Here is a 25,001-nt window from a genome sequence, read left to right as displayed (position 1 = left end):
TTTGCAATCTCTTTTATAGTCGATTTCTCGACTGTGCTTACTCACTCGTTGTTCAGTTTTCAAAGATCAATTTTTTTCGTTCGCTACCGTGTTACCGAAGCAGCGAGAAGTAATATACCACATCAGCTGATTCGAATGCAAGAACTTTTTTAAGTTTCTTTCGATTCTCTCGTTCTTTCGTTCGACCGCCGAAGCGACAAGGAGTAATATAGCAAATCCTCCAAGGGATTGCAAGTTTTTTCGACATGGAAATAAACGGAATGAAAAAGGCCCTGGTACAAATGTACCAGAGCCTTACCTTATTTTAACCTTGGCTTCCAATAAAGACGTATCGAGCAATAATTAGAAGGGCTAGAATCCACATTAACCAGTGAACGTTGTATTTCTTCTCACTTTTGCCACCTAAATTAGCTGCTGTAGCTAGAACCACATAAGTCACGATTCCGAAGGAAATTCCGTTCGCAATGTTGTATGTGAAAGGCATCAATACAAGTGTAAGGAAAGCTGGGATCGCAACAACGAAGTCTTGGAAGTCGATCTCTTTAATGGATTGAACCATGAGAACACCAACAACAATCAACGCTGCCGCAGTCGCGGAACCTGGAATCAACATAGCAATTGGTGCCAAGAACAGAGCTAGCAAGAAACATACGCCTGTCGTTACAGCCGTTAGACCTGTACGTCCTCCCTCTGCTACACCTGCTGCACTCTCTACGAATGCCGTTACCGTACTTGTTCCGACTAATGCGCCGCCGCTAACACCGATTGCATCAACGAACATTGCTTTACCTACACGTTTGTTGCCTTCTTCTTTGTTCTTCATAATACCTGCACGAGAAGCTGTCCCTACCATTGTACCGAAGGTATCGAACAACTCAACGAAAGTAAATGTAGCAATAACGGAAACGATCCCGGTTGTCATAATGCCTGCAAAATCAAAATCAGCAAAACGCAGCTTGGACATATCGGGTACCCATGTGGTTTTGTCACTAGTTAGCGTACCTAGATCCACCATACCCATGAAATAACCAACAACCGTTGTTGCAAGAATTCCGAACAAGATCGCGCCACGAACACGAAGCACCATTAAGATGGAGATCAGTAGAATACCTACGATGGTTAAAATAACACCTTTATCTTCTAATGAACCTAGATGAAAGATCGTTTCAAACGAAAGAACTTCTGTATACTGATGTGCTTTAATATCATTACCAGCTTCAACTGCAACGCTGAGAATGCCGCTGTTTTTGAAACCGATCATGGCAATAAACAACCCAATCCCTACTGTGATTGCATGCTTTAAGCTATCTGGGATAGCGACTAGAAGCATTTGACGAATTTTCGTAACCGTTAGGATGATAAAGATAATCCCGGAGATAAACACGGCCGTGAGTGCCATCGAAAACGTAAATTTACCTTGTGAGGTCAAAATAATCGTCGCGAAGTAAGCATTCAAGCCCATTCCCGGTGCTAGTGCCACAGGAAAGTTTACGAAAAGCCCCATTGCAATCGTCATCACGCCCGCCGCAATCGCTGTTGCTAAGAAAATGGAAGTCCAGTCTCCGCCAGTTGCCCCTGATTTAAATGCACTTAATACATCTGGATTTACCGCAAGGATGTAAGCCATAGTCATGAACGTCGTAATCCCCGCCATGATTTCTGTTCTTACCGTGGTGCCATTTTGTTTCAATTTAAAAAAACGATCCAAATCCATTTTCCTACTCCTCCTAAACGAATGGTGGGGAACAGCAAAAAACCCGGAATCATGTTGCCTGATTCCGGGTACGAAAAAGGAGCCGTCCATATGAGGGCTACCTTCAATGTGTGAAGTCGCACGTAAAAACTCATACGGATACCGTTCCTTTTTTTCGTAGCCAGATCATTTGCGGTGATCTCGTAGAAACTCTCAGGCCAATTCCCGAGATTATACGAAAAACTGTTATCCAATTTCATATTCTAGTGAAGAATTGAGCAAGTGTCAATAAAAAAGACGAACAATCATTGGGTAAAGATTCCCATATCGTTCGTCTTTTTCTAGTTTACTTTCATATTCCCATTCAATGGCAATCATAGCCGATACTTCTAAGTAAGAAGGACGAAAACTAACGCTGCAAGAGCAGGCAATCCCTGCACGAGTAGAATTGATTTTTTCGCGGTGGCGCCTCCGAATAAGGCTGCCACGAGCACGCACACGAGGAAAAAAATCACGATTGATCGCCCGACCGAAGCGTCTGGATGGACAAGGCCCCACACAAGACCTGCTGCTAGAAAACCATTGTATAGCCCTTGATTGGCAGCCAAGCTTTTTGTAATCTGAGCATTCTCTTTCGTCATACCGAACGACTTCATCGCGCGCGGAGTTGTCCACAAGAACATTTCCAACACTAGGATATACAAATGCTCAAGTGCAACAAGTCCGACCAAAATCATTGCAATCATTGCCATAACTTTTCCTCCATTCGTACTCCAATTTATTAAGTGTTCCTATTAATGTAACATATTTATCCAATCAAATCGCTCAAAATAAAAGACTCCCTTCCAGCTGGTCTACAGCTCAAAGAGAGTCTTTCTTCCACACTATTGGTGTTGATTACACTGCTAATCTATTCCCACTCAATCGTAGCTGGCGGCTTGGACGTAATATCGTACACGATACGATTCACGTTCTCAACCTCATTTACGATACGAACGGAAATTTTCTCAAGTACATCCCACGGGATACGAGCCCAGTCAGCAGTCATACCATCGATGGATGTTACTGCGCGGATACCTACTGTGTAGGAGTATGTTCTAGCATCGCCCATAACGCCTACGCTCTTCATGCCAGGAAGCGCCGTGAAGTACTGCCAGATCTCGCGATCTAGGCCAGCTTTGGCGATTTCGTCGCGCAGGATGGCGTCGGATTCACGAACAATTTTCAGCTTATCCTCGGTAACTTCACCTAGAACACGGATGGCTAGACCAGGACCTGGGAACGGCTGTCTCCATACGATTGCAGAAGGTAGACCACACTCTTCACCGACTTTACGAACTTCGTCTTTGAATAGTGTTTTCAATGGTTCAATGAGCTTGAACTTCATATCTTTCGGCAGACCGCCAACGTTATGATGCGATTTGATCGTTTGTGCGGTAGCTGTACCACTTTCTACGATATCCGTATACAACGTGCCTTGCGCCAAGTAAGTGAAGTCGTCAAACTTGCTGGATTCTTCTTCAAACACACGAATGAATTCGGTGCCGATGATTTTACGTTTTTGCTCTGGATCCGCTACGCCAGCCAATTTGCCGAGGAAACGATCTTTTGCATCGATTTTGACAACTTTCATATCAAATTTGCCGACAAACGTCTCCATAACGCTTTCGCCTTCACCTTGACGAAGCAAACCATGGTCAATGAACATACATGTCAATTGCGCGCCGATTGCTTTATGAAGCAAGATCGCAACAACGGAGGAATCTACACCGCCGCTTAGTGCGCAAAGCACTTTTTTATCGCCAACTTCTGCACGAAGTTCTTTAATCATATCTTCCACGAAGGATGACATCGTCCAATCGCCGACACAACCACACACTTCATAGATGAAGTTGTGAATCATTTCGTTCCCTTGAACTGAGTGACGAACCTCTGGGTGGAATTGGACTGCATGAATTTTGCGATCACGGTTGCTCATTGCAGCAATTGGAAGTGACTCCGTGCTAGCTTCAACAACAAAACCTTCAGGTAGAACGGAAACATGGTCACCATGACTCATCCATACGGTTTGTTTCGCCTCTAGGCCTTTGACTAGCGGGCTTTGGTTCGAGAACTCTAGATCTGCTTTGCCATATTCACGTGTATGTGCGCGTTCGACTTTCCCGTTCAATTGGTGGGCAATCAACTGCATGCCATAGCAAATGCCTAAGATCGGAATACCCAAATCGAAAATGCCAGCATCAACCGAAGGAGCTCCTTCGCCATAAACACTTGCAGGTCCGCCGGAGAACACGATCCCCTTAGGGTTAATCTCACGAATTTTATCAACCGTTGTATTGTGCGGCAGCAATTCGCTGTAAACGCCTAAATCACGGATCCGTCTAGCAATCAGTTGGTTATATTGGCCTCCAAAATCTAAAACGACGATCAATTCACTTGGTTTACTCATATCCGACCTCCTAGGTTCATAGCGATTGATGATTGGGTAGAACCCTTGTCCACTTACCGCTATTTCTAGGTACTAATTTTAAACATTAGGCACCTAGGATGTAAAGGGGATTTAATGTGTCTTTTGAATGGCTTTCCAAATTGCTGCAATTTCCCGCTTCGAATAGGCCACAGCACGCGCCGGATCGTAGCGGACACTTTCATAGATGTGAGCGAAAGCCATCAGTGCCTGTTGCTGCCCTTGATGGGTCACTTGGAGATTCATGACATATTCGCGAACCGTTTGATTGGCAGGCTTTACACCATATTTGCGGAAAAGCTGTCTCCACAGTCGATCCATATACGGCGTCAACGGATGTTGCTGATTAAGAGATCCATTGTTGTAACTTGAGAACTCCACCGTTCTGCGCAACAAGTATCCTTGCCGTCTTAGTACGACATATAGACCAACAAGTAAACAGATACTGCAAATCAGAACAAAAACAGCACTCTTATAAGCCTTTACTAATTGGATAAGATTATTCTTCATCGTGTGCAACCATTCACTCGATTTGGAAATGACGGATTTCGTCACCGGTGTATTCGTAAGGGAAGCTGTCATCCCAAGCTGCTCCATTGTTGCTGTCGTTAACATATCTCTAGGTTGATCCACGGATATCCCTGAGAAACCAGGTGTCGGCTCGAAGGGCACCCATCCCATTGAAGGGAAATAGACTTCAACCCAAGAATGCGCATCTTGATTGCGGACAACTACCTCGTGCAGCCCATTGTCATCGGTGGCGTCTACTGTCCCTTGAGCAAACCCCTTCACCCACCGAGCAGGTACACCGACAGAACGAAGCATAACCACCATGGCCGTTGAAAAATGATCGCAATACCCTGTTCGATCAACGAACAGGAAATGACTGACGAAATCTTCGCTTCGACTGGGATTGGTAGGCTTTTCGAGACTGTAGGGAAAAGTTTGGCTCAAATATTGCTCGATCGCTACTGCCTTGGCATAAGGCGTCAACCGATTTATGGTAACTTGCTCAGCCGTACTTCGTACCGTCCGCGGCAACGACTCTGGCAATTGCAAATATTCCCGCGTAATCTCTTCTGGATAAGGTGCGATATCTGTGTTCAAAAGGTCAGGATTTTCTTTAATAGGTTGAACGGTGATTTTGTAATAAGAAAGAGGGTCAGCGATCTCCGGCAAGGTCGTTAAGCCACTCGTTTCGGAACTTAACAGACTCCCAGGAGAAATCAGCTTCCCTTTCTCACTCAGCAGCATATCAACGCTCCGCAGCCCACCACCTACGAACAATTGCTTATTCGCCGCCTTCTCATTCATTAAAATCTCCTGCACAATGACCGGAGCTGTTACCGATGAACTAGAGGCCACGAAAGGTTCTAGCTTCTGAGTAGGCTGGGTCCAGCCTTTGCCATCGTAGAAGCTTTTGGATTCGCCGCGCCAGTAGGTAAGTTCAGATGTTTTAGCCGTAAACACTGGCGAAGTGTCCACTTGGAGTGGACCTCCTAAGGACGTATCGTTCTGGCCATACCCAGAAGTTGCCACGGCTGGGCTTACTCCCGTCTCATCCTCATAGTACTCAAACAATCGATCATACCAATGCGCCCAGCTAACTGGCTTCATCAAAGGTTCGGACTCGGTTTGCTTAGCCGACAACCAACCAAGGCCAGACAACATACCTACGACGACCACACTAACGATCAGCCACTGCAAATAATGACGTGAACGCACAGTTGTCACGCGATAGGTCTGTTCGATTCTTGACAGATTGAGAAGAGCCATCAGAATCAGCCCATAACCTAATGTGCGTATGATTCCTTGAACGGTATCCGCCCCTAATACGAGCTGTATGCCTACGAGATAGATCAAGGTAGCCATCACAAACCAAAGACTATGCTGCCTCTGGAGCATTAAAGCTTGAACGACCGAAAGCAGCAACGCCCAACCCATTAGAAACAGGAGCGTGCGCATTTCACCGCTGATAAGATCAAAATGTGCCTGTACGATGTAGACAAAATCTTGCGCGAGTGTTCTCACCAACGAGAGAACCCATCCTCCAGCAAGCAAGGTCTGGCGGTTAAACATATAACCTATAAAAACCACGATAATGCTGCACTTCGCCAGCCATCCCCATCCGTAAGGGACCCGGAAGCAATCCAGTGCAAGACACAGTGCAAACACAACAAGTATCGGTCCAATTTGGATCAACTCATCGCCCATCCAAGCCAAAGGTCGCAGCCATTCCGAAAGAAGGAGAAAGAGCAGCAGGGTGATGAGGCCATCTCGGAGGAGACTATTGTGTTGTGGCGGCAAGTTGTCTGCGCGGAAGATGAGTTTTGATGGGTTGTCGGATGATGTGTCTGGGTGGGAAGGATTAGCTTGTGGATTGCTAGCGGGTGAGATGCCTGCGTGCAACGACGAATTCAATGGCGAACTGCCTGAAATCGAGGTGCGAGATCGTGAAGTACCTGAGCGAGACTTTTTAAAAAGCGAAGTGCGAGAGCGCGCAGGCAGCCCGCGGCGTGGTTCAAGCGGTTGCATCCGCTACACCCCCTTGCCTTGGCCACTGACTCTGCGGATGCGGCACTTCCGTGAAGCTGCAGCCTGCGGCCTGCAGCTGAGAAGCCCCCTCTCGCTCTGCGACCGAGAGGGAAGGACGCGCGTGCACGTAGATCACGTGCACGGCTCTCCGCCTGGTGCCGCTATCTGCGATTGCGCGCACCAGCGACACATCCAACGTCGATGTGATGCACAGCATCGACGCATGCAGCGGCAAGTCTGCCGCCTCTTTCCTGACGAGGTCAGGAAAGGATAGGGCGGGCTTGCCGCCAACGCTCGCGAGTACTTCGTACGCGAGCGTCAAGTCGGGGCGAATCGTCGGTGCGATTCGCCTTACACTCGAGGAGCTGCAGGCGAAGCCGCAGCTCTCTCGCCCACCCGCGGCGGCTTCGAAGAAGCCAGCCGCGAGGGCGACGCCCTTCTCCAGCAGCGGCTGCACCGCTTCTGCTGGACCCGCCGCAGGCGTGACATCGAGCAGCAGCATCCACTTCGTGGAGGCGGCCTGCTCAGGGTCTTTGGTCATCAGACGGCTCAAGCGAGCCGTCGATTTCCAGTGGATGCGGTGATACGGATCACCGCTGACGTAGTCGCGAACGGAGCTGATCAGCGGCGTTTCGCCCTTGGAACTAAGTGTTGTTGAGCCTTCCTCCGATTGAAAGGTCATCCCGCTTCGTCCCAATGCATCCGGCCGTGGGTACACAACATAACGCTGTAAATCTTCCCTCTGTAATTTGCGAAGCGCGAAGCCAAAGAGATCCCCTGCTGAAGCTTCAAGATGAGCGAATCGGTAGCTGCCTCGCATGAGATGGGTCATTTTGTAAGGCAGCAAAATCGACTTCTGAAACCAAGGAAAAAGCAGCTTGCTGTACGTCAGCTTTCTCCCATTTCCTTCATGAATCCAAGTTTCTTTCAACAGCAGCCACGGTAGAGGAACCCACGATCGATGTTGGATCTCCAGCACAATTGTCACATCTTCCCCAGCAAGAAACACTTCACCTGACAGGCGCCGATTCAAGTTCAAACCTTTCAGCGCAAATACATAAAATAAGCCTGCCTGTATCCAGATCAATGATAAACAGATACCTAGATACCACGCAGCAATTCCACCTTGGCGATACGCCAAAAAGATCACTAACACACAACTTATGAGCAACAGCGTCGTCTTCCCCCAGCTTTTCATGTCATGCCCCCTACTTCGCTGTGACATAACGAAGAACTGGTGTTTGCATGCCATCTAGTAAGCCTTGAAGAATGAGTTCTGCTGAACGGCCCATCATGCGCGCATCCGATGTGAGAATAAGCCGGTGCGTCCACACAGGTATAACCAAATCCTTAATATCATCCGGAACAACAAAGGTTCTCCCTTTCACGTACGCCGCCGTTTGTGCGGCACGCATCAACGCATAAGACGCCCTCGGACTTGCGCCTATGTAATAGTCAGCATGATCTCGCGTCGCTAAAGCTAAGCGAACGATAAAGTCTTTTAACGTGTTATCCACATGGATCATGGCCGCTTCTTTCTGTAATTGCACAAACTCATCCTGCACAATAACAGGCTTCAAGCTTTCCAACGGGTGACGATCCTGCAGTCGATCCAACATCAGAATCTCTTGATCATGCGTTGGATAGCCAAGTGAGAGCTTCATCATAAACCGATCCATCTGCGCTTCCGGCAGCGCGTACGTGCCTTCATAATCCATCGGATTTTGCGTCGCGATGACGACGAATGGTTTCGGCAACTCATAACTTGTGCCGTCAATGGTCACTCGTTTTTCTTCCATCGCTTCCAGGAAAGCAGACTGCGTCTTCGGGGAGGTCCGATTACATTCATCCGCAAGTACGACAGACGTCATTAATGGCCCTGGCCTAAACTCAAACTCATTGCTTTTGACATTAAAAACAGAAACACCTGTCACATCCGAAGGAAGCAGGTCTGGCGTGCATTGAATTCTCTTAAACTCGCAACCGATCGTTTTGGCTAACGCGCGTGCTAGCATGGTTTTACCTACACCAGGAACGTCCTCTAGCAGTAGATGCCCGCCGCTCAACATCGCGATAAAAGCTTTCTCTATCGTATCTCTTTTGCCAACTATCACTTTCTCTACGTTCATGATCATCCGTTCCACAAGAGGCTGCGGTTGATCGAATATTCGGGTTTTCGATGCCATAGACAAGAAGCCTCCTTTATAAGGGTATGCTTCTAGTTTTTCCATCTCTCTACTCTTTTAGACACTATCCTCCCATTGCAAATAGAGAGTTTTTGAGAATAGTATTATTTTCTTTAAAAAAGTGAAGGGGACGCAGCGCCATAGAAACCTCACGGTAGTCGGGATCCATAACAGCATTCGTAATACGGCCTCCGAGCGATACGATCGTTTTGCGCAGTGGCACGATAATTTGATTATCCTGCATATTCATATCCGCTAACGAATAATAGGCTGTTTGCTTCCCTAAAGTGAACAAACTAATGCTTCTATTCACAAGATCATAGTCCATATCATAAATGCCATAATGGGCATTGGCTGTTTTCGTATCCGCTTGCCACGCTACTTTCCCACCCATCTTCTCGATCAGATAGCGCAAAGGCAACTCTATTTGATTCGCATGCAGCTTATAAATGGAAGGTTCTATGGAAAACGTATTCCCTCCGAGTACATGAACCTGCAGAGGCAAAGCAGCTTGCTTCGCTAGAATACGCGCAGCCTCCGCTTCTTCTTCCTTCTTCGCTTTAGCTTTCTCTTCAGCTTCTGCCTCAAGCTTCTGCGCGAGGCGCTTTTCCTCTGCCTGCTTCACGAGATCCGACGGGCTAGGATGAGCGACTGCATATTGCTGCGTCTGATCTATCATGCCTTGGAATTGCTTCAAACTCATGTTCCGCGACCATTTCGGCTTCGTGATGGCGAATTGTTTGGGCTTCACTTGATCTGTCAACGTGGCGAAGGCGTAGCCTAGCTTTTTGTAATAGCTAATCACTTGAGGTAGTACTTGGACGGAAGATTCATGGCCTGTTCCATCGTGAAACAGAATGTTGATCTCGTGGTCAAGGGGGGAAGCTTTCACCGTCTGCCAAATTTCATTCACAGGCACGTTCGCCCTCTTGGAATCTCCACTGTCGACATTCCAATCCTCCATGATATAGCCTGCTTGCTCCATCAAATAAAAGTAGTAGGCGTCAAAATTCGTAGCTGTCCCGCCAGGTGCTCGTACGAGTTGAGGTCGTATCCCCACGATATTTGAAATAACATCCTCGCTGCGCTGGATTTGGTTCCAAAAGGTTTGAAAATCACTATAAAGCTCTTTATAAACATGATTATAGGTATGATTGCCGATGGCATGACCGTCTTTTACGATTCTTTTGAGTTCAGCAGGATGTGCTTTCGCTTGTTCACCAAGTACGAAGAACGTTGCTTTAACATCTTCTTTATCTAAAATATCCAGCACCTGATTCGTCAACTTGCTAGGACCATCATCAAACGTCAGATATACAGTAGGCTGCTCCGGTGTTACATAAGTCCTCTCACTCTTCAGTCGCTTTCCTGCTTGAAGCTGCCCAAACGTCTCTTGTACAGATGGATCAGCTTCATTGTCCGCGGCTTTGGCCGGCATGCTACCAACCAAGAGTGAAACTAGTAAAACAACAACCATCATGATTTGAAATCGTAGTCGTCCGTTGTTTGGGGCTTTTACCTGTGAGCGCATCCGATGATCCCTCCGCATGTTCTATCATTTTGACATCTGATAGATTATATGGGCGGAGGTGCGCGAGTATGACATAAAAAAACGATCCCTCTCCGCAAGGAGAAGCATCGCTTTGGGACTCATTATCCCTTATATATGGAAGAAGCTGGTGCGCGTATCTCTACTAAATAAGTTGACGAATACGAGATTCTAAGCAGCCTACTTCATTTCTATCACAGCATCCAGTACAGACTGCACGTGATTTTTAATCTTCACTTTACTCCATTCCTTCACAATGTATCCTTTTTCGTTAATTAGAAAGGTCGATCGAATAATGCCCATGTACTCGCGCCCATACAGCTTTTTCAACGCCCATACGCCATACTTCTCTGCTACCTTATGATTGGTGTCTGAAAGCAGGAGGAACGGCAGCTCGTACTTCGCAATAAATTTGTCATGCGATTTCAGTTCATCCGGACTGATACCGATCACTTCTACACCTAACTCCGCGAATTTCCCATTGTAGTCTCGAAAGTCACAGGATTGTTGGGTACAGGTTGGTGTATTGTCTTGTGGGTAAAAATAAATAACAACTTTACGCCCTTTATAATCGGCTAAAGAAACTTTCTCTCCATTGGAGGCAGGCAGCGAGAAGGCTGGCGCCTTACGCTTGGTTACTGCCGTTTCACTTCCTTTTTTCAATACGGCTCTCTCCTCTTTCTCGTCTAGCTAGGCAACTCTTGACTTCATCCCATTATGCGACATTCCCCGGACGACATCAAACGGAAAAAAGCTGCTACGAATCGTATTGACTCCTGAGCAGCTTTCTATAATAAGAGGATAAGACCTCACGCTTCCGTTTGCCATGGTTCGATGTGCTTCAGTTTATCAGGATTCACGACGATATAGAAAGCCTTGATCTGCCCCTCTTCTAGTTGGAAAGTCATCACATTATTAGGCTGATTATTCACATACGCAACAATGCCTAGTTGTCCATTCACTGTCGTAAAGGTAAAGCGATAGTCCTCTGGTAATTTGGCCAAAATGCCTGATAAGAACTTGGCAATTCGCTCCACCCCCAAGATAGGATTGGTCGCCGCATTCACCTTGCCTCCACCATCAGAGTATAGAATGGCATCGGATTTCACGATGGTTAACAGTTGAGCGATATTCCCTGACACTAATGCGTGTACGAATTGTTCCACGATTGCTGTCGTTTGTTTCGTTTCACTCGCCCGCTCTGGCGGGAGACTTATCGCATTCTTGGCTCGTCGGAAAATTTGACGGCAATTCGTGCTGCTTTTGCCCACAATCTCCGCGATTTCATCGTATTCATACTGCAGGACCTCGCGAAGCAAGAATACTGCCCGCTCCACCCAAGACAGCTGCTGCAGAAGCAGAAGGTATGCGGTGGATAGCGATTCTTTGTGCGTATACGCGAGATCAGGTAGGTTCTGATAATCTGCGCTTGCGCTTGTCGTTATCAGTGGCTCCGGCAGCCAAGGCCCGACGTAGACCTCTCGTTTCTTGCTGGCAGAGCGCAGGCTATCGATGCAGCGGTTGGTCACGATTTTACACAGATAAGCCTTGGGATTGTGAACATGCTCCAGATTCGTCTCATTGGCATACAGAAATGCCTCCTGCACCACATCCTCCGCATCCATTACACTGCCCAGCATGCGATAAGCTAGTGAAAACATTAACGGTCTATAACTTAGATAGATCTGCTCGGAAGCTTCTGCTCCTGTGATCTCCATCTTGTCACACCTCCCGATCTACTGTTATAGGATAATTTTAAGCGAACTGAGGCGTTTTTAAAATAGCTTGAGCCGCACGTCTAGCACTTGCCGCTGAGGCATCCGCTAGCATTTCGCCATGGCTTGCCCAGTCACCCGCTACATAGAGTCCTCGAATGCCCATAACGTCAGGACCTGTTTCCAGATTGGTCTTACCTACATGTAAGGTGTCATGGACGACCGTCATATTCGGCAGAAACTGCTTTGTAACGACTTCTTTTTCCCAACCTGGATGTAGGGTATTCATGGCTGCAGTAAGGGCTTGCTCATCATCTTTCGGATTACTTTCCCCATGTCCGTTATATTTGACCATATGCACGACGAGTGTACCGTCCTCACTAAGCTTGGCATTTAAAGTGTGATGCGAGAAAAAGATCGGTTGGTCCAACGCAATCGCTACATCTCGACCTGGAACGGAGAGTTTTCTCAAGGCTAAGTCTAGGCAAGCAGCCTTCGAAGGGCGCGCTTCATCCTTCCACTGTTTCAATATCGTGTAGTCTGCGTTCGGGACTAGTTTGTAGGTCTCCGATGGGGATGCGGTGCTGATGATATGCGATACTTCAACCATTTCTTCACCAGCAAGTTTGATGCCCTGCACCTGACCATTCCCATGCACAATTTCCTTCACATCGGAACCACTTATGATGTGGACACCTGCATCAATCGCTTTCTGATGGAGCTGATCGACGATCTTTTGCCAGCCTCCGTGGATGTACAGCACTCCTTTTAATGAGCGCTGTACCTGCCCTAGCACCGGGCCGGCAAGCTGATGATCTGGATCAAATGTGTAAGTTGCCGTTCGGCACAAAGAGTAAAAAATGTGTCGAACCATCGGATCAGCAATCTCTTGCTCCGCCCACTGTCTGAGCGGTGCGTTTCCAACCTTGCTCGCGTCCATTTTAGATAACCGTATGACGAGTCGCAGAAGTCCCAGTTTCCCGGACCACGAAAGCAGCTTCGATGTGAGCATGCTGATCGGTGTTGCCGGCATCGGTACTACTCCTTGGTTCCACAATGCATTGACCTTTGCAGAAGGTGGGCCTCCTTCGATGCGAACACCAAGCTCTTGCAGAATGCGAAAAGCATCTCCTGCACGGTATAACGCATGTCCGCCAAGGTTGAAAAGTACGCCATTTTTGTTATTCGTCATCGCTCTGCCGCCCATTCGTCCCGAACGTTCCAGCAGAACAACACTTCTGCCACCTTTGGCCACTTCAAGTGCAGCAATGAATCCAGCTAAGCCTCCGCCAATGACGGCTGTGTCGTATTTTGTCATGTTCATCATCCTCCAATTTCGCTTTATATCTATAAGGCGAAATTGGCGTGTGTTTTGTGACAAGATCAGAATGGATTATGTGGATGCGGGGCTCCGGCGTATGGCTGGGGTGGCTGACGTGAGGAATTGTGTGTACGGATTGAGGTAGTTGAGGTGGCTTGTCCGCGTGTTTAGCTGTATAACATACAGGTATTTCTCTCGGATTCGATTGTTTTCCAGCATTAGCTGTAAAAACGGCAGTTAATTTCATGCAACTTTGAAGAGTCGGGACAAAAGTTGAAATTTATCTGTATGAAATCCAGTTAACCCCTCAAAAACGTGAAAAACAGTTCGAATAGATGTAGAAAATCCAGTTAGTTAGATAAGTAGCAGCTAAGGCTGAGCGTAGGTGGGGGGCGCGTTGGCGAGACAAGGTTGGGGTTGGATTGAATGCAGCAAACCAACTAATTAATAATCCACAGGCGAATTTCTGTGGATAACTCAACGTGTGGATATGTTAATACCTATCACCTAAGTTATACACAACAGGGACTTAAGGCCCTGTGGACTTGTGGGTAACTCTGTGGATAGATGTGAATAAGATTAACAAGGAGCTGCTTTTGTTGCCGCAACGGCCTCTGAGACAACCCTTGTTTACTTTTGTAATCATCCCATTCAGGATCGCAGTTATACCACTTCATTCATCCAACCACTACATTTCAAACGCCAGCTGCACCACTGTTGAGCTACACTTACTCACAATTACAAATTACACTTACATCAACTTGTACACATTCTCTACCTAATCCTTCCTCGACCTATCCCCACCATCTACAGACTCTCCCCAATGAAACGGAACGTCCTTCCGCCATTCGAGTGAATATCTGCAACTACCAATATTTGCGGAACGAGGATCCGCTATTTCATGGAATTTCGGACACAAACCTTTCATTCCAGCGAAATAGCGCCCTCACGTTCCGTTTCGTCTTAGAACTGGCTGGTTTAAGCAAACTAGTGGAACGTCGTTCCGCAGCTCCAAGAAAACTAACTCCTCTTGACTACTTATACTTACTGCCCTCAAGCGTAATTCCTTTTTTCAGCCGCAACGCTTCCCTCCAATAGTAGCCTGCAACGGCAATATCGAAGATGCCTAAGCCCATCGGATTGAAAAAAACGGGTTCGTGCACTTCCACTTTAGCAAGCTGGTCGCGGAGCACTACATCGGCTAAGGTGTGTACATCCGATTCTTGTAAGTTATTCAACAGATGCAGCTGTTCGATATCCGTCTGCTCACGGCAAACTTCACGCCAATCATCCACAATGATCGCTTTCACGTCAGCAACGCTTTCCGGTTTATAATCCCGGAGAGAAACATTGAGAAGGAGCGCACCGCGAGGCGGGGCTTCATCAATGTACCTCTCCGCTGACACGGTGCAAGTCATAATCACATTAGCCTCGCGGTAGCCCATGCGCCAATCATTAATAACTTGCGTCCTGCTCCGAATAGCAGCAGGAACCGTTTCAAATTCGACACCATTCAGATCATAAATCCGAACCTCTTCAATCCATTCGCCAAATAATGCAACACACATATCCAGATGCAGCCGCCCAATGGGTCCCCACCCGATTAAGTGAATACGTAAACGGTCAGGCTGCCTGACCATCACAAATTGACTCAACATCACACCGCTCACCGCTGCGGTCCGAAGACCATTTAACAGTCCGCTGTGGATAAATGCCAGCGGCTCACCTGTCGTCGGTTTATTCAGAATCAGCGTATTATGAGCCCGGGGAAGTCCCTTAAGGCGATTGTCTGGAAAGCTCGCAATCCATTTAATACCCGAAATATTGATGTTACCGCCTACGTAAGCAGGCATTGCAATAATCCGGTTTTTCGGATCGCGGAAACGTAAGTACGGCTTCAAGGGATGAGCACAATCCCCGCTGTCTTGTATGGCAACGACATCTTGAATGATGTCGGTTAGCTTCTTCCAATCGATTCCGATCTCTCGGATATGGTCATCCTGTAAATACAACATTCGCTAGTCTCCCATGCTAGTTACTCGGTGTATACCCTATCTCTCGCCCAACCCATTCATCGTTGTACACCGTATTCAAATATCGTTCACCACGGTCCGGCAAAATCGCTGCGCAAATCGCTCCAGGTGGAATGGATTCGCTCAGTCTGCGTATCGCCGAAATAACACCTCCGGAGGAAGCTCCTGCTAGAACGGCCTCTTCACGAACTAATGCGCGGCAGCCCTCTACACAGTCCCTATCGGATACGTAGATGACTTTGTCCGCAACATCATGCCGATGCAAGCCAGGTGTGATACCTGCGCCTAGTCCAGGGAATTTCCTTGAACCTTTTTCTCCGCCAAAAATAACACTGCCTTCGGCATCCACCGCCACGATCTGTGTCGACCATCCGCGACTGCGAATGTACTCCATGCATCCTCGAATCGTTCCACATGAGCTGACGCCGCAAAATAAATAGTCAACCTTACCTAACTGCTCGCCAATTTCCCGCATCGTTGTCTCGCTATGAGCCAGCGCATTGTCTGGACTTCCATACTGATTCGTCCAGTAGGCATTCGGGATTTGACTCACCAGTTCCGCTACCCGCCGGATGCGTGCTGGCAGAAACTCGCCCGTCGCCTCATCCGGCACGGAAACGAGGTCAATCTCCCCGTGGAAGCTGCGGATGATTTGCAAATGCTGCTGCGTCGTACGCGGATCGACAACGCAGATGAAGCGAAGCCCTAGATACCGGCAAAGTTGAGCGAGACTAATCGCCAAATTGCCGGAGCTCGACTCCACGATGACACTCTCGCTCGTCACCTCACCACGGCGAATCGCTTCCCGTAGCATGAACAAAGCTGGCCGATCCTTGGCGCTGCCGCCGGGGTTCATCCACTCCATTTTGCCATAAACCTCAAAGGGTTGATCCTTAAACAAACGTGATAGCCGAATAAGCGGCGTATGTCCGATCGCTTGGACAATTCCTCCTTCAAGCTCCATTCGCTTCCCCTCCTTTACGTGTAAAAAATCTTTTTATTTTTTACAGAGGTGCGGTTCTGTGAATCCTCATAGGTGCCCCCGATAACTTGGATACCATCCAAAATTTCCGCCTTAATCATCATGCCGATAGCTGGAATGCAACTCTCTACATCTGCACGAATGCTGTTCAAAACGACTGGTGTTGCCAGTGCACTGAAGACATAGACAGTCAATGCATTGCCACTCACCTGTACACGAACGCTAGCTTCTCGCAGATGACGATAGACGACATCCTCGATGTCATAGATACTAATTTTCTCCCCGTGCTTCAGGTCGGGTCCAATGCGTTTCACGATGCTCTGAAAGCTCTGCGTTGGAACACCATTCACATCTATAGCTCTCAAATCACGTACAACATCGTAGGTGACATAGCGCAGCGCTGGGAACGCATCCCTTACAGTTGAGGTAAGAACCAGAACTTGCTCCAGCTCATCCGGTAGCGGCTCCAGATCGCCATCGAGAAGCTCTGCTTTGACACCCTCTGCGACGATGCCCTCCGCAAATAAATACCTACCATGATCGTGTGAAAAGTAGGCAATCGTCCCAATTTCGATAGATCCGTACGTATCGGTGACCTGCGACTCGGCTATCCCCAGTCTTTCAGCCGTGCGTTGTCTCCAACCTGGTGAAGCAATCTCCCCAACGAGAATGACATGCTGGATGCCATAGTGTCTAGGATTCTCCGACGCTTGCAAAATCCGATCCAAAATCGACGGCATCGTATATAGCACCTCGGGTCTAAAGCTTTGAAGCCGCTCAATATGCTGCTCGATCGGAAGCCGAAAGGATACCGATTCCACCTCCATGCCGAGCTCGCGAAACACCACGACGGCCGTTGCTTCCGCATGCCCTGTACCCATGTCTGCCATCGCAGTTCGATAACGTGTGCCTTCCAGAATAGTTCGGAACACGTCCAGTTTAATTCGCAGATAAGCTTCTTCATCTGAGCGGGAGTAAAAAATTGTCTTCCGCCGCTTCGAACTCGTACCTGACGTTTGATACCGATTCATTTCCTCAACCTGTAGAAACGGGTTGGCATCCGTGTAGTAATACGATTCCAACATGCCAGCTGACACTAGCGGTAGTGCAGCATGCTCTTCCTGTTCGTGTCCTGATAGCAACCAGGGAAATTGCCGCTTCATCTTTTGTATAACTTCCTTTATGCGCATAGACGTGCGGCTCCTCCTCTCAGCTCTACTAACTGCACCTCTAACCCAAATCCACCTGACTACATATTCTATGCGCCCTTCCCGCCCATCGTTCATTTTTCCTAATTACCTAAATCATTTCCTTGTTCACCCGCCTCCAGCGTCGCTCATATCATATTGAAATAATGAAACGCCAAACTCGGTTAGAGAGAGGATCATCACCATGACAAGTTCACTGAAGGCCGTTTCAAGCAAATGGATAAAAACACGCATCATGCTGCGGAATGTGAAATTAAGAAAGTATGTGCCAACTACACATCCTTTTGATCGAAATCGACTATCTGCCATGCTCGCCCAGCACGGCATGCTCTATGTTAAACCCGATATCGGTTCCCTCGGGATAGGTGTTATACGCGTTGAGAAACGCAGAGGGACTTACCACTATCAAAGTGGTATACACATCTATCGTTTTCCTACATTTGAAAAGCTGTACCAGTCCCTGAGGCACCGCTGCGGCACCAAGCGCTATCTCATTCAAAAAGGTATTCACGTGCTAACGCACGAAGGCAATCCCTATGACTTCCGTGTCATGATTCAGCGAAACCCTTCGGGGAAATGGGAATGTACGGGGACTGCAGCCAGGGTCGCTCATCCACAGAAAGCTGTCACCAATGGCAGCCAGGGCGGCACCATCTACAGTCCTTATGACCTCCTGGAACCCCGAATCGGTGTCCAAGCAACGTCTATTCTTATGCATGAAATGGAAAGAGCAGCGTATCTCACCGCAGGTCAAATAAGCCGTACCTACCCGGGCATGAATGAGCTCGGCATCGATATCGCCGTCGATCAGCAGCTGAAGCCATGGATCCTCGAGGTCAACACAAGGCCTGATCCGTGCCCCTTCACCAAACTTGCGGATCAAACCATCATCCGCAAAATCGTCCGATTCGGCAGAGCCAATGGCCGCAAGTATGATTTGACCTGCGCGAAGGCGAAGAAGGCACCGAAACGGCACATTTCGACCGCTGCAATGGAGCAGCCTCTCCCGAGCGTAGAACCACCTTCCGAACTGACTTTGGAAAGTGAATAATGTTTTTCAAGGTTTCTGTCAGATAAATGATATAAGGCCGTCCTACAAGGTTATTTACCTTGTAGGACGGCCTTACGATTTGAGCTATGAACCTGCGCCGCGATAGCGCTTCACGCCAATATTCCACACCGTGATACCTAGCGCACTGAACGCGATGCCGACCACAGGAGTTAGCAGAGCAAACCACTTCCAGTTCTCAGGGTCAATGAAATAGGCGGCTGGATAAAAACCAACGAACGCAAACGGTAGTATCCACGTCAGAATACTTCTGAGTAACTTATTGTAAATCGTCGCTGGATAACGACCATAGTTCTGAATGTTCCAAATCAAAGGCAATATGCCTGTTGGCGCATCGGAGAAGAAGGCTAATGAAGTCAGCGAGATGTATACGCCTGCATAAATGAGGATCGAGCCCACCACCATGACGATGAAGATCAGCGGATCATGCCAATGGAACGGTAGATCCAACTGCACCCAGGAGTAGATCATTACAACCAAACCTGCCAGTGCACTGAACATGGAAGCTGGATCGAGATTCTCGAGCATAAGCTGCCATAAATTATATGCCGGCCGCGTTAGAATACGATCCATTTCCCCTTTGACAATGTAGCGCTCGCTAAAGCCCCACAGATTAAAAAAGGAAATAAATATGCCATATGGGATCATAAAATAACCGTAGATGAACAAAATTTGTTCTTGATTCCAGCCGCCAAGCGATTGCGTTTGCAGAAAGACGACAAGAATGAAGAATAGATTCAACCCATTGAATAACAAGTCGGACAGCACTTCAATCCAAAAATCGGATCGGTAGGTGAGCCTTGTTTTCATGTAGTTTTTGAAATAATCGAAAATGAGGGTGATATAGAACATGCGTTACCCTCCCTGTACGAATAGACGTGTTTTGGATTTTACCCACAGCACATAGATCGGAATAATAAGGAGCAGGAACCAGAGAACTTGTACGCCAAAGTTTTGGAGTATCGCGTTGCCCGTTATTTTTCCGGTAAACACTGCACTGGGTAAATAAGTGATCGCCTGAAAGGGCAGCCACTCCAGAATCGACTTGGACCATCCTGGGAAAAAGGAAATCGGAATAATGAGCCCTGAAAAAAGGTCTACCGCTACGCGCTTCATGCGCATAAGGCCTTCATTATTTTCGAGGAAAAAGGCAAACAAACCCGTAATGATATTCAATTGCGTGTTAATCAAAAAGCTGAAGAACAGCATCACTAAGTAAATGACCCACAAGCTCGGATCTGTTGGGAATTGAATCGGGAGCAGCAGCCAGATCAGGATCATACCAGGTGTCGTGAAGAGCAGAAGACGGAATACACCTTCGCCTAAGCCTTGCATCATTTTCACAAAAATATAATTGTAGGGCCGGATGAATTGAATGGCGACACTACCATCCCGAATCTCGTTAGCAATCTCACGATCTAGGTTATTAAAATAGAAAGCGCGGCCCATCCATGAAATCGCCACATAGGTTGTCATTTGACCAAGAGTAAGACCACCGATGACAGCTTGGTCGCCATAAATCGCTTTATATACGAAATAGTACGAGCCAATATTAAGCGCATAGATCAGGATCCCGCTGTAATAATTCACCCGATAAGCGAGCATCATGAGAAACCGCATGCGTATAACTTCTATATAAGCTCTATGCATGGATCGTAACTCCCTCTGGCTGATCAATCTCCAAACGTTTCACTTCGGCCGAGCCTGATTTATAAATTTCACGGACAATATCATCCGTATTCGTTTCATTAATCTTAATATCTTGGATTTGCAGCACGCCAACGACGCGGCTTAACACATCCGAGATATTCGCTCTTTCATACGGAATGAACACTTTGGCGGATAGCTCATTTTCAAGCTGCCAAGCTACATCCAACCCAAGGGTCAGCTCTTGAAGTCGCGCTAACGTTGTTGGGTGTTCGAACTGCAGGACAACTTCTTTTCCTTTTCCCCATCTGGCTTTCAGCTCTTCCAGACCGCCATCATAAATAATTCGGCCGTCATCTAGCATAATAACACGGGAGCACAGCGCCTCGATGTCCTGCAAATCATGCGTTGTCAACAGAATCGTCGTCTCATATCGCTGATTGAGTGACTTCAGAAATTCACGGATCTCTGTTTTCACAACAATGTCTAGGCCAATGGTTGGCTCATCCAGAAATAAAATTTCAGGATTATGCAGCAAGGAAGCCGCTAATTCACAGCGCATCCGCTGACCTAAGCTCAGCTTGCGGACAGGTCGTGATAGAAGATCAGACAGTTGCAAACGGTCGACGAGCTCGTCGAGACGTTTTTTGTAATCGGCTTCGGAGACGCGGTATACCTTTTTCAACAGCTGGAAAGACTCAACAACACCAATATCCCACCAGAGCTGGCTGCGCTGACCGAAAACAACACCGATCCCAGCGACGAATTTCTCCCGCTCTTTGAATGGCACATAACCATTCACTTTGATGTGACCGGACGTAGGAACGAGAATACCCGTTAACATTTTGATCGTCGTCGATTTTCCGGCACCATTTTCACCGATATATCCACAAATTTCGCCTTTTGGAATCTGAAAGCTTATGTCCTTCACAGCTGTAATTTGCTTATACTCACGTTTGAATAAATCTTGCACGGCACCTTTGAGGCCACCGCGGCTTTGCTGAACTTGAAATTCTTTGCGCAGCATTTGAACATCTATGGCTAACATGCGTCTTCCCCCCTGACTTCGTCGTCTCGGTTACAGATTACGGCAACATTCGTCATAACTTGCTATCGAAGTTTCGTAGCATCTATAATATGGATCATAATGACGTTTCCTACAACCGTACAACAAGCTCATGATACCCCAATTCTGTAAGAAAAAAAAGTACAGATTAACAGGTATCGTATTTGACTTTAAATTAAAGCTAAATTTTACCTTGGAGAGGAGCTTACATAGTATGAAAATCTTCAAACGGACCATGCTCCTGATCGTCATGCTGCTTTTGGTGGTCGCCGGCTATTATTCTTACGCCTTCTACAGCTTCGCTAACAATATCTCTCATAATTCTGACAGTACGAATGGGAAAGGTAGTGGAGGCACAACCTTTATTCCGAACAACGCGAAGGATGCGGATAAATACACACCACCGAAATGGGAAAGCAAGCAGCGCGTAAATATCTTGCTGTTAGGCGGTGATTCTCGTGGCATGGTGAAGAATGAGTTACCAAGATCAGATAGTATTATGTTAGCCTCCATCGATCCAGTCACGAAGAAGGCTCATCTGTTCTCGATTCTGCGGGACACCTACGTGAAAATCCCCGGTGAAGGCGAAGATCGGATTAATACAGCGATTACGACAGGCGGACCTAATTTGGCCATGAAAACCGTCAGTGATCTCCTTGGCATTCCGGTTCAATATTATGTATACACCGACTTCAAAGGTTTCATCGCATTGATCGATGCGGTTGGCGGCATTGATATTGATGTGGAGAAGGATATGAAATATTCCGACTCCGAAGATGACCATGTATACGACATTAATTTGAAAAAAGGACAGCAGCATCTAGATGGCAAAACAGCCCTGCAATATGTACGCTTCCGCCACGATGCGTTATCCGACTTCTCCCGGACGGAGAGACAAAGAAAGTTCCTGACAGCTGTTGCGGCTAAAATGCAATCCACTTCATCGCTGATCAAGCTCCCGCGCATTCTAAATGCAATCGATCCGTATATTGATACGAATCTTAGCGTAACGGACATGCTCAAGCTCGGAAGCCTTGGTTATGAAGCCAAAGCTGATGGCATCGTCACATCACAGCTTCCCCCTTCAGACTTACTGATGGAGAAAACGATCCGCGGCGCTTCGGTCATTACAGCGGATAAGGTGAAGCTTCAAAAGTATATGAAAGACCTTTTTGCGGGTACAGCTGAAGCTGATACGGGGCCAACCAAGCCTTTACCTTCTCCAACACCGAAGGTTGCTGCGAAAACCGTGAAGTAGGAAACACGAGCAGGATGCGGAATTAAAACAGGAATAGCGTAAGAGCATAGTGTGAAAAAGCGGATAATAAGAGTGGGTATCCACTCTTATTTTTGTATGGGTGCGCAATTCGCCGGAGGGTGTATATCGCTAAACAAAATAATCGAGAATGACAAAAATGGAAATTTGTTATTCGTATTTTGTTAGTGGCGACGGTTGATGCGAGGGGCTAGGCTGTGGCGGTATATTGCTAAACAAAATAATCACGAATGACAAAAGTGGAAATTTGTTATTCGTATTTTGTTAGTGGCGACGGTTGATGCGAGGGCTCGGCTGTAGTGGTATATTGCTAAACAAAATAATCACGAATGACAAAAATGGAAATTTGTTATTCGTATTTTGTTAGTGGCGACGGTTGCTGCGAAGGGCTAGGCTATGCGGTATATTGCTAAACAAAATAATCACGAATGACAAAAATGGAAATTTGTTATTCGTATTTTGATAGCGACGGTTGATGCGAGGGCTAGGCTGTGGCGGCGGTTGATGCAATTGGGCTGGGCCGTGGCGGTCCCATGCGATTAGTGAATCCGATAGATTTTGCTGCTGGAATGGAACAGAAGGATCGTCAGTGCGCTATCTACACAAAATTAGCCAAATTTCCGACGAATCGGAACGTCATTGCACTATTTCGTAGTTTTAGTCTGGAAATCATACCATTTCGCTGAAATAGCGCACCCTCGTTCCCTTTCAACTCCAAAACAACCAAAACACCACAAATAGCGTCCTCTCGTTCCCCTTCGCTTGGGGCAGGTCGCTACTTAATGAATTCAACCACTACTACATATAAAGGAATGATATCGTCATGGAACGCAAGCAATCCGAACTCCTGTATCAAGAAGCACTGCAACACATCGTCGGCGGGGTCAACTCCCCTTCCCGCTCATTCAAAGCCGTTGGCGGCGGCGCGCCCGTCTTCATGAAGCGTGCGCAAGGCGCACACTTCTGGGATGTAGACGGAAATCGCTTCATTGACTACCTCGCCGCCTATGGCCCTATCATTACCGGTCACGCGCATCCGCACGTGACTGAAGCGATTATCCGAGCCGCACAGAACGGCACGCTGTACGGCACCCCGACCGAACTCGAGATCGAGTTCGCCAAAATGCTGAAGTCAGCGATTCCCTCGCTCGACAAAGTGCGCTTCGTCAACTCCGGCACCGAGGCCGTGATGACGACGATTCGCGTGGCGCGCGCGTTCACGAAGCGCACCAAGATCATTAAGTTTGCCGGGTGCTACCACGGCCACTCGGATCTCGTACTAGTGGCGGCTGGCTCCGGGCCGTCCACCCTAGGTACGCCTGACAGCGCAGGCGTGCCGGCAAGCATCGCGCAAGAGGTCATCACCGTGCCGTTCAACGACATCCCGGCACTAGAGGCAGCGCTTGCGCGTTGGGGTGAAGACATTGCAGCGGTGATGGTCGAGCCCATCGTCGGCAACTTCGGCATGGTTATGCCCCATGCCGGTTACCTCGAGCAGCTCTGCGCTGCTGCTCGCAAACACGGCGCCCTCGTCATCTACGACGAGGTCATCACAGCGTTCCGATTCCATTACGGAACGGCACAGACCTACGACGGCCTCCCTATCCTAGAGGGAGGACCCACAGAAGCCGCGGCGCGCTTCGCGGCCGTGGAACCTGACCTGACGGCCCTCGGCAAAGTGATCGGCGGCGGTCTGCCGATCGGGGCCTACGGCGGCCGCAAGGAAGTGATGGAGCAGGTTGCGCCGCTCGGACCTGCGTATCAAGCCGGCACGATGGCGGGGAATCCCGCCTCCATCTCCGCCGGTATCGCCTGCTTGGAGGTGCTCCAGCAGCCGGGTGTTTACACCAAGCTCGAGCAGCTTGGTACAACACTCGCGAATGGCATCTCCGAATCCGCCGCCCGCCATGGCATTGCCCTGACGCTGAACCGCATCGGCGGCGCCTTCTCTACTCATTTTTGTGATCATCCGATTACCAATTATGAGGAAGCGCAAGATACTGATGGCGAACGCTTCGCCGATTTCTTCCGACTTATGCTGGAGCAAGGCATTAATCTTGCCCCTTCCAAATACGAAGCTTGGTTCATGACAATTGCCCATACAGAGGCTGATATTACTCAAACGCTCGAGGCTGCAGACCAAGCTTTCCGAATAATGAAAACACGATAGTCGTCCCAAAAACGAACTATGATCCTATTAGGATTGTAGTTCGTTCGTCTTTCTACCCTAACATGCGTTGTAAGAATTATACTT

The 25,001-nt window shown here is 47.9% G+C and carries 20 protein-coding genes and 1 riboswitch; of the genes, 4 read left to right on the top strand and 16 right to left on the bottom strand.

Annotation, left to right across the window (positions count from 1 at the left end):
* Positions 1-304: 304 nt before the first annotated feature.
* From ACSQ8O_RS33370 to ACSQ8O_RS33310, 13 genes are all read right to left on the bottom strand, one after another.
* On the bottom strand, positions 305-1,708 hold the full coding sequence (locus ACSQ8O_RS33370) for an NCS2 family permease (RefSeq protein WP_056617673.1): 1,404 nt from the start codon (positions 1,706-1,708) through the stop codon (positions 305-307).
* A 143-nt stretch (positions 1,709-1,851) separates the two neighbouring features.
* Positions 1,852-1,952: riboswitch (purine riboswitch) on the bottom strand.
* Between the two features lie 130 nt (positions 1,953-2,082).
* Positions 2,083-2,445, bottom strand: a complete 363-nt coding sequence (locus ACSQ8O_RS33365) for a DUF1304 domain-containing protein (RefSeq protein ID WP_436245197.1) — start codon at positions 2,443-2,445, stop codon at positions 2,083-2,085.
* 158 nt (positions 2,446-2,603) lie between these two features.
* The gene (gene guaA, locus ACSQ8O_RS33360; RefSeq protein WP_173118255.1) at positions 2,604-4,142 is read right to left on the bottom strand and encodes a glutamine-hydrolyzing GMP synthase; all 1,539 of its coding nucleotides are present in this window, start codon (positions 4,140-4,142) and stop codon (positions 2,604-2,606) included.
* A 111-nt stretch (positions 4,143-4,253) separates the two neighbouring features.
* Positions 4,254-6,695, bottom strand: a complete 2,442-nt coding sequence (locus tag ACSQ8O_RS33355) for a transglutaminase TgpA family protein (RefSeq protein WP_436245196.1) — start codon at positions 6,693-6,695, stop codon at positions 4,254-4,256.
* On the bottom strand, positions 6,682-7,893 hold the full coding sequence (locus tag ACSQ8O_RS33350; protein WP_436245195.1) for a DUF58 domain-containing protein: 1,212 nt from the start codon (positions 7,891-7,893) through the stop codon (positions 6,682-6,684). Before ACSQ8O_RS33350 ends, ACSQ8O_RS33355 begins: the two co-directional genes overlap by 14 nt.
* A gap of 10 nt (positions 7,894-7,903) precedes the next feature.
* Entirely contained in the window at positions 7,904-8,881 is a 978-nt protein-coding gene (locus ACSQ8O_RS33345) for an AAA family ATPase (protein ID WP_436245194.1), read from the bottom strand.
* Positions 8,882-8,945: 64 nt separating this feature from the next.
* On the bottom strand, positions 8,946-10,412 hold the full coding sequence (locus ACSQ8O_RS33340; RefSeq protein WP_436245193.1) for a polysaccharide deacetylase family protein: 1,467 nt from the start codon (positions 10,410-10,412) through the stop codon (positions 8,946-8,948).
* Between the two features lie 198 nt (positions 10,413-10,610).
* Positions 10,611-11,093: a thioredoxin-dependent thiol peroxidase gene (gene bcp / locus ACSQ8O_RS33335; RefSeq protein ID WP_056617629.1), complete on the bottom strand. Its 483-nt coding sequence runs from the start codon at positions 11,091-11,093 to the stop codon at positions 10,611-10,613.
* Positions 11,094-11,239: 146 nt separating this feature from the next.
* Complete coding sequence (locus ACSQ8O_RS33330; RefSeq protein ID WP_436245192.1) at positions 11,240-12,148, bottom strand: RNA polymerase sigma-70 factor; 909 nt, start codon at positions 12,146-12,148, stop codon at positions 11,240-11,242.
* A 37-nt stretch (positions 12,149-12,185) separates the two neighbouring features.
* Positions 12,186-13,463: a phytoene desaturase family protein gene (locus ACSQ8O_RS33325; RefSeq protein ID WP_436245191.1), complete on the bottom strand. Its 1,278-nt coding sequence runs from the start codon at positions 13,461-13,463 to the stop codon at positions 12,186-12,188.
* A 1,037-nt stretch (positions 13,464-14,500) separates the two neighbouring features.
* A complete protein-coding gene (locus ACSQ8O_RS33320) occupies positions 14,501-15,481 on the bottom strand; it encodes a 2,3-diaminopropionate biosynthesis protein SbnB (protein ID WP_436245190.1) in 981 nt (326 codons plus the stop codon).
* A 16-nt stretch (positions 15,482-15,497) separates the two neighbouring features.
* Positions 15,498-16,463 carry a 2,3-diaminopropionate biosynthesis protein SbnA gene (gene sbnA / locus ACSQ8O_RS33315; protein WP_436245189.1) on the bottom strand — a complete coding sequence of 322 codons (966 nt, stop codon included), beginning with the start codon at positions 16,461-16,463 and terminating at the stop codon, positions 15,498-15,500.
* A gap of 14 nt (positions 16,464-16,477) precedes the next feature.
* Positions 16,478-17,671 (bottom strand): AMP-binding protein, encoded by a 1,194-nt coding sequence (locus ACSQ8O_RS33310; RefSeq protein ID WP_436245188.1) that lies wholly within the window; start codon positions 17,669-17,671, stop codon positions 16,478-16,480.
* A 202-nt stretch (positions 17,672-17,873) separates the two neighbouring features.
* Here ACSQ8O_RS33310 and ACSQ8O_RS33305 point away from each other — a divergent pair, with 202 nt between their 5' ends.
* Positions 17,874-18,740 (top strand): YheC/YheD family protein, encoded by an 867-nt coding sequence (locus ACSQ8O_RS33305; RefSeq protein WP_436245187.1) that lies wholly within the window; start codon positions 17,874-17,876, stop codon positions 18,738-18,740.
* A gap of 84 nt (positions 18,741-18,824) precedes the next feature.
* Here ACSQ8O_RS33305 and ACSQ8O_RS33300 read toward each other — a convergent pair whose 3' ends face one another.
* From ACSQ8O_RS33300 to ACSQ8O_RS33290, 3 genes are read right to left on the bottom strand one after another with little or no spacing between them, the layout of a single operon-like run.
* Positions 18,825-19,610 carry an ABC transporter permease gene (locus ACSQ8O_RS33300; protein ID WP_057313366.1) on the bottom strand — a complete coding sequence of 262 codons (786 nt, stop codon included), beginning with the start codon at positions 19,608-19,610 and terminating at the stop codon, positions 18,825-18,827.
* A gap of 3 nt (positions 19,611-19,613) precedes the next feature.
* Positions 19,614-20,408: an ABC transporter permease gene (locus ACSQ8O_RS33295; RefSeq protein ID WP_236288229.1), complete on the bottom strand. Its 795-nt coding sequence runs from the start codon at positions 20,406-20,408 to the stop codon at positions 19,614-19,616.
* Entirely contained in the window at positions 20,401-21,453 is a 1,053-nt protein-coding gene (locus ACSQ8O_RS33290; protein WP_056617608.1) for an ABC transporter ATP-binding protein, read from the bottom strand. Before ACSQ8O_RS33290 ends, ACSQ8O_RS33295 begins: the two co-directional genes overlap by 8 nt.
* A 232-nt stretch (positions 21,454-21,685) precedes the next feature.
* Here ACSQ8O_RS33290 and ACSQ8O_RS33285 point away from each other — a divergent pair, with 232 nt between their 5' ends.
* The 3 genes from ACSQ8O_RS33285 (at position 21,686) to ACSQ8O_RS33275 (ending at position 24,917) form a co-directional block, all read left to right on the top strand.
* Positions 21,686-22,729 carry an LCP family protein gene (locus ACSQ8O_RS33285; RefSeq protein WP_436245186.1) on the top strand — a complete coding sequence of 348 codons (1,044 nt, stop codon included), beginning with the start codon at positions 21,686-21,688 and terminating at the stop codon, positions 22,727-22,729.
* A 509-nt stretch (positions 22,730-23,238) separates the two neighbouring features.
* The gene (locus ACSQ8O_RS33280) at positions 23,239-23,433 is read left to right on the top strand and encodes a hypothetical protein (RefSeq protein WP_436245185.1); all 195 of its coding nucleotides are present in this window, start codon (positions 23,239-23,241) and stop codon (positions 23,431-23,433) included.
* Positions 23,434-23,570: 137 nt separating this feature from the next.
* Positions 23,571-24,917, top strand: coding sequence for a glutamate-1-semialdehyde 2,1-aminomutase (locus ACSQ8O_RS33275; RefSeq protein WP_436245184.1), 1,347 nt, complete (start codon positions 23,571-23,573; stop codon positions 24,915-24,917).
* Positions 24,918-25,001: the final 84 nt, after the last annotated feature.

The organism is Paenibacillus sp. LjRoot56 (assembly GCF_964253335.1).
Lineage (GTDB): Bacteria > Bacillota > Bacilli > Paenibacillales > NBRC-103111 > Paenibacillus_E > Paenibacillus_E allorhizoplanae.
This window is presented reverse-complemented; position numbering and strand designations above follow the sequence as displayed.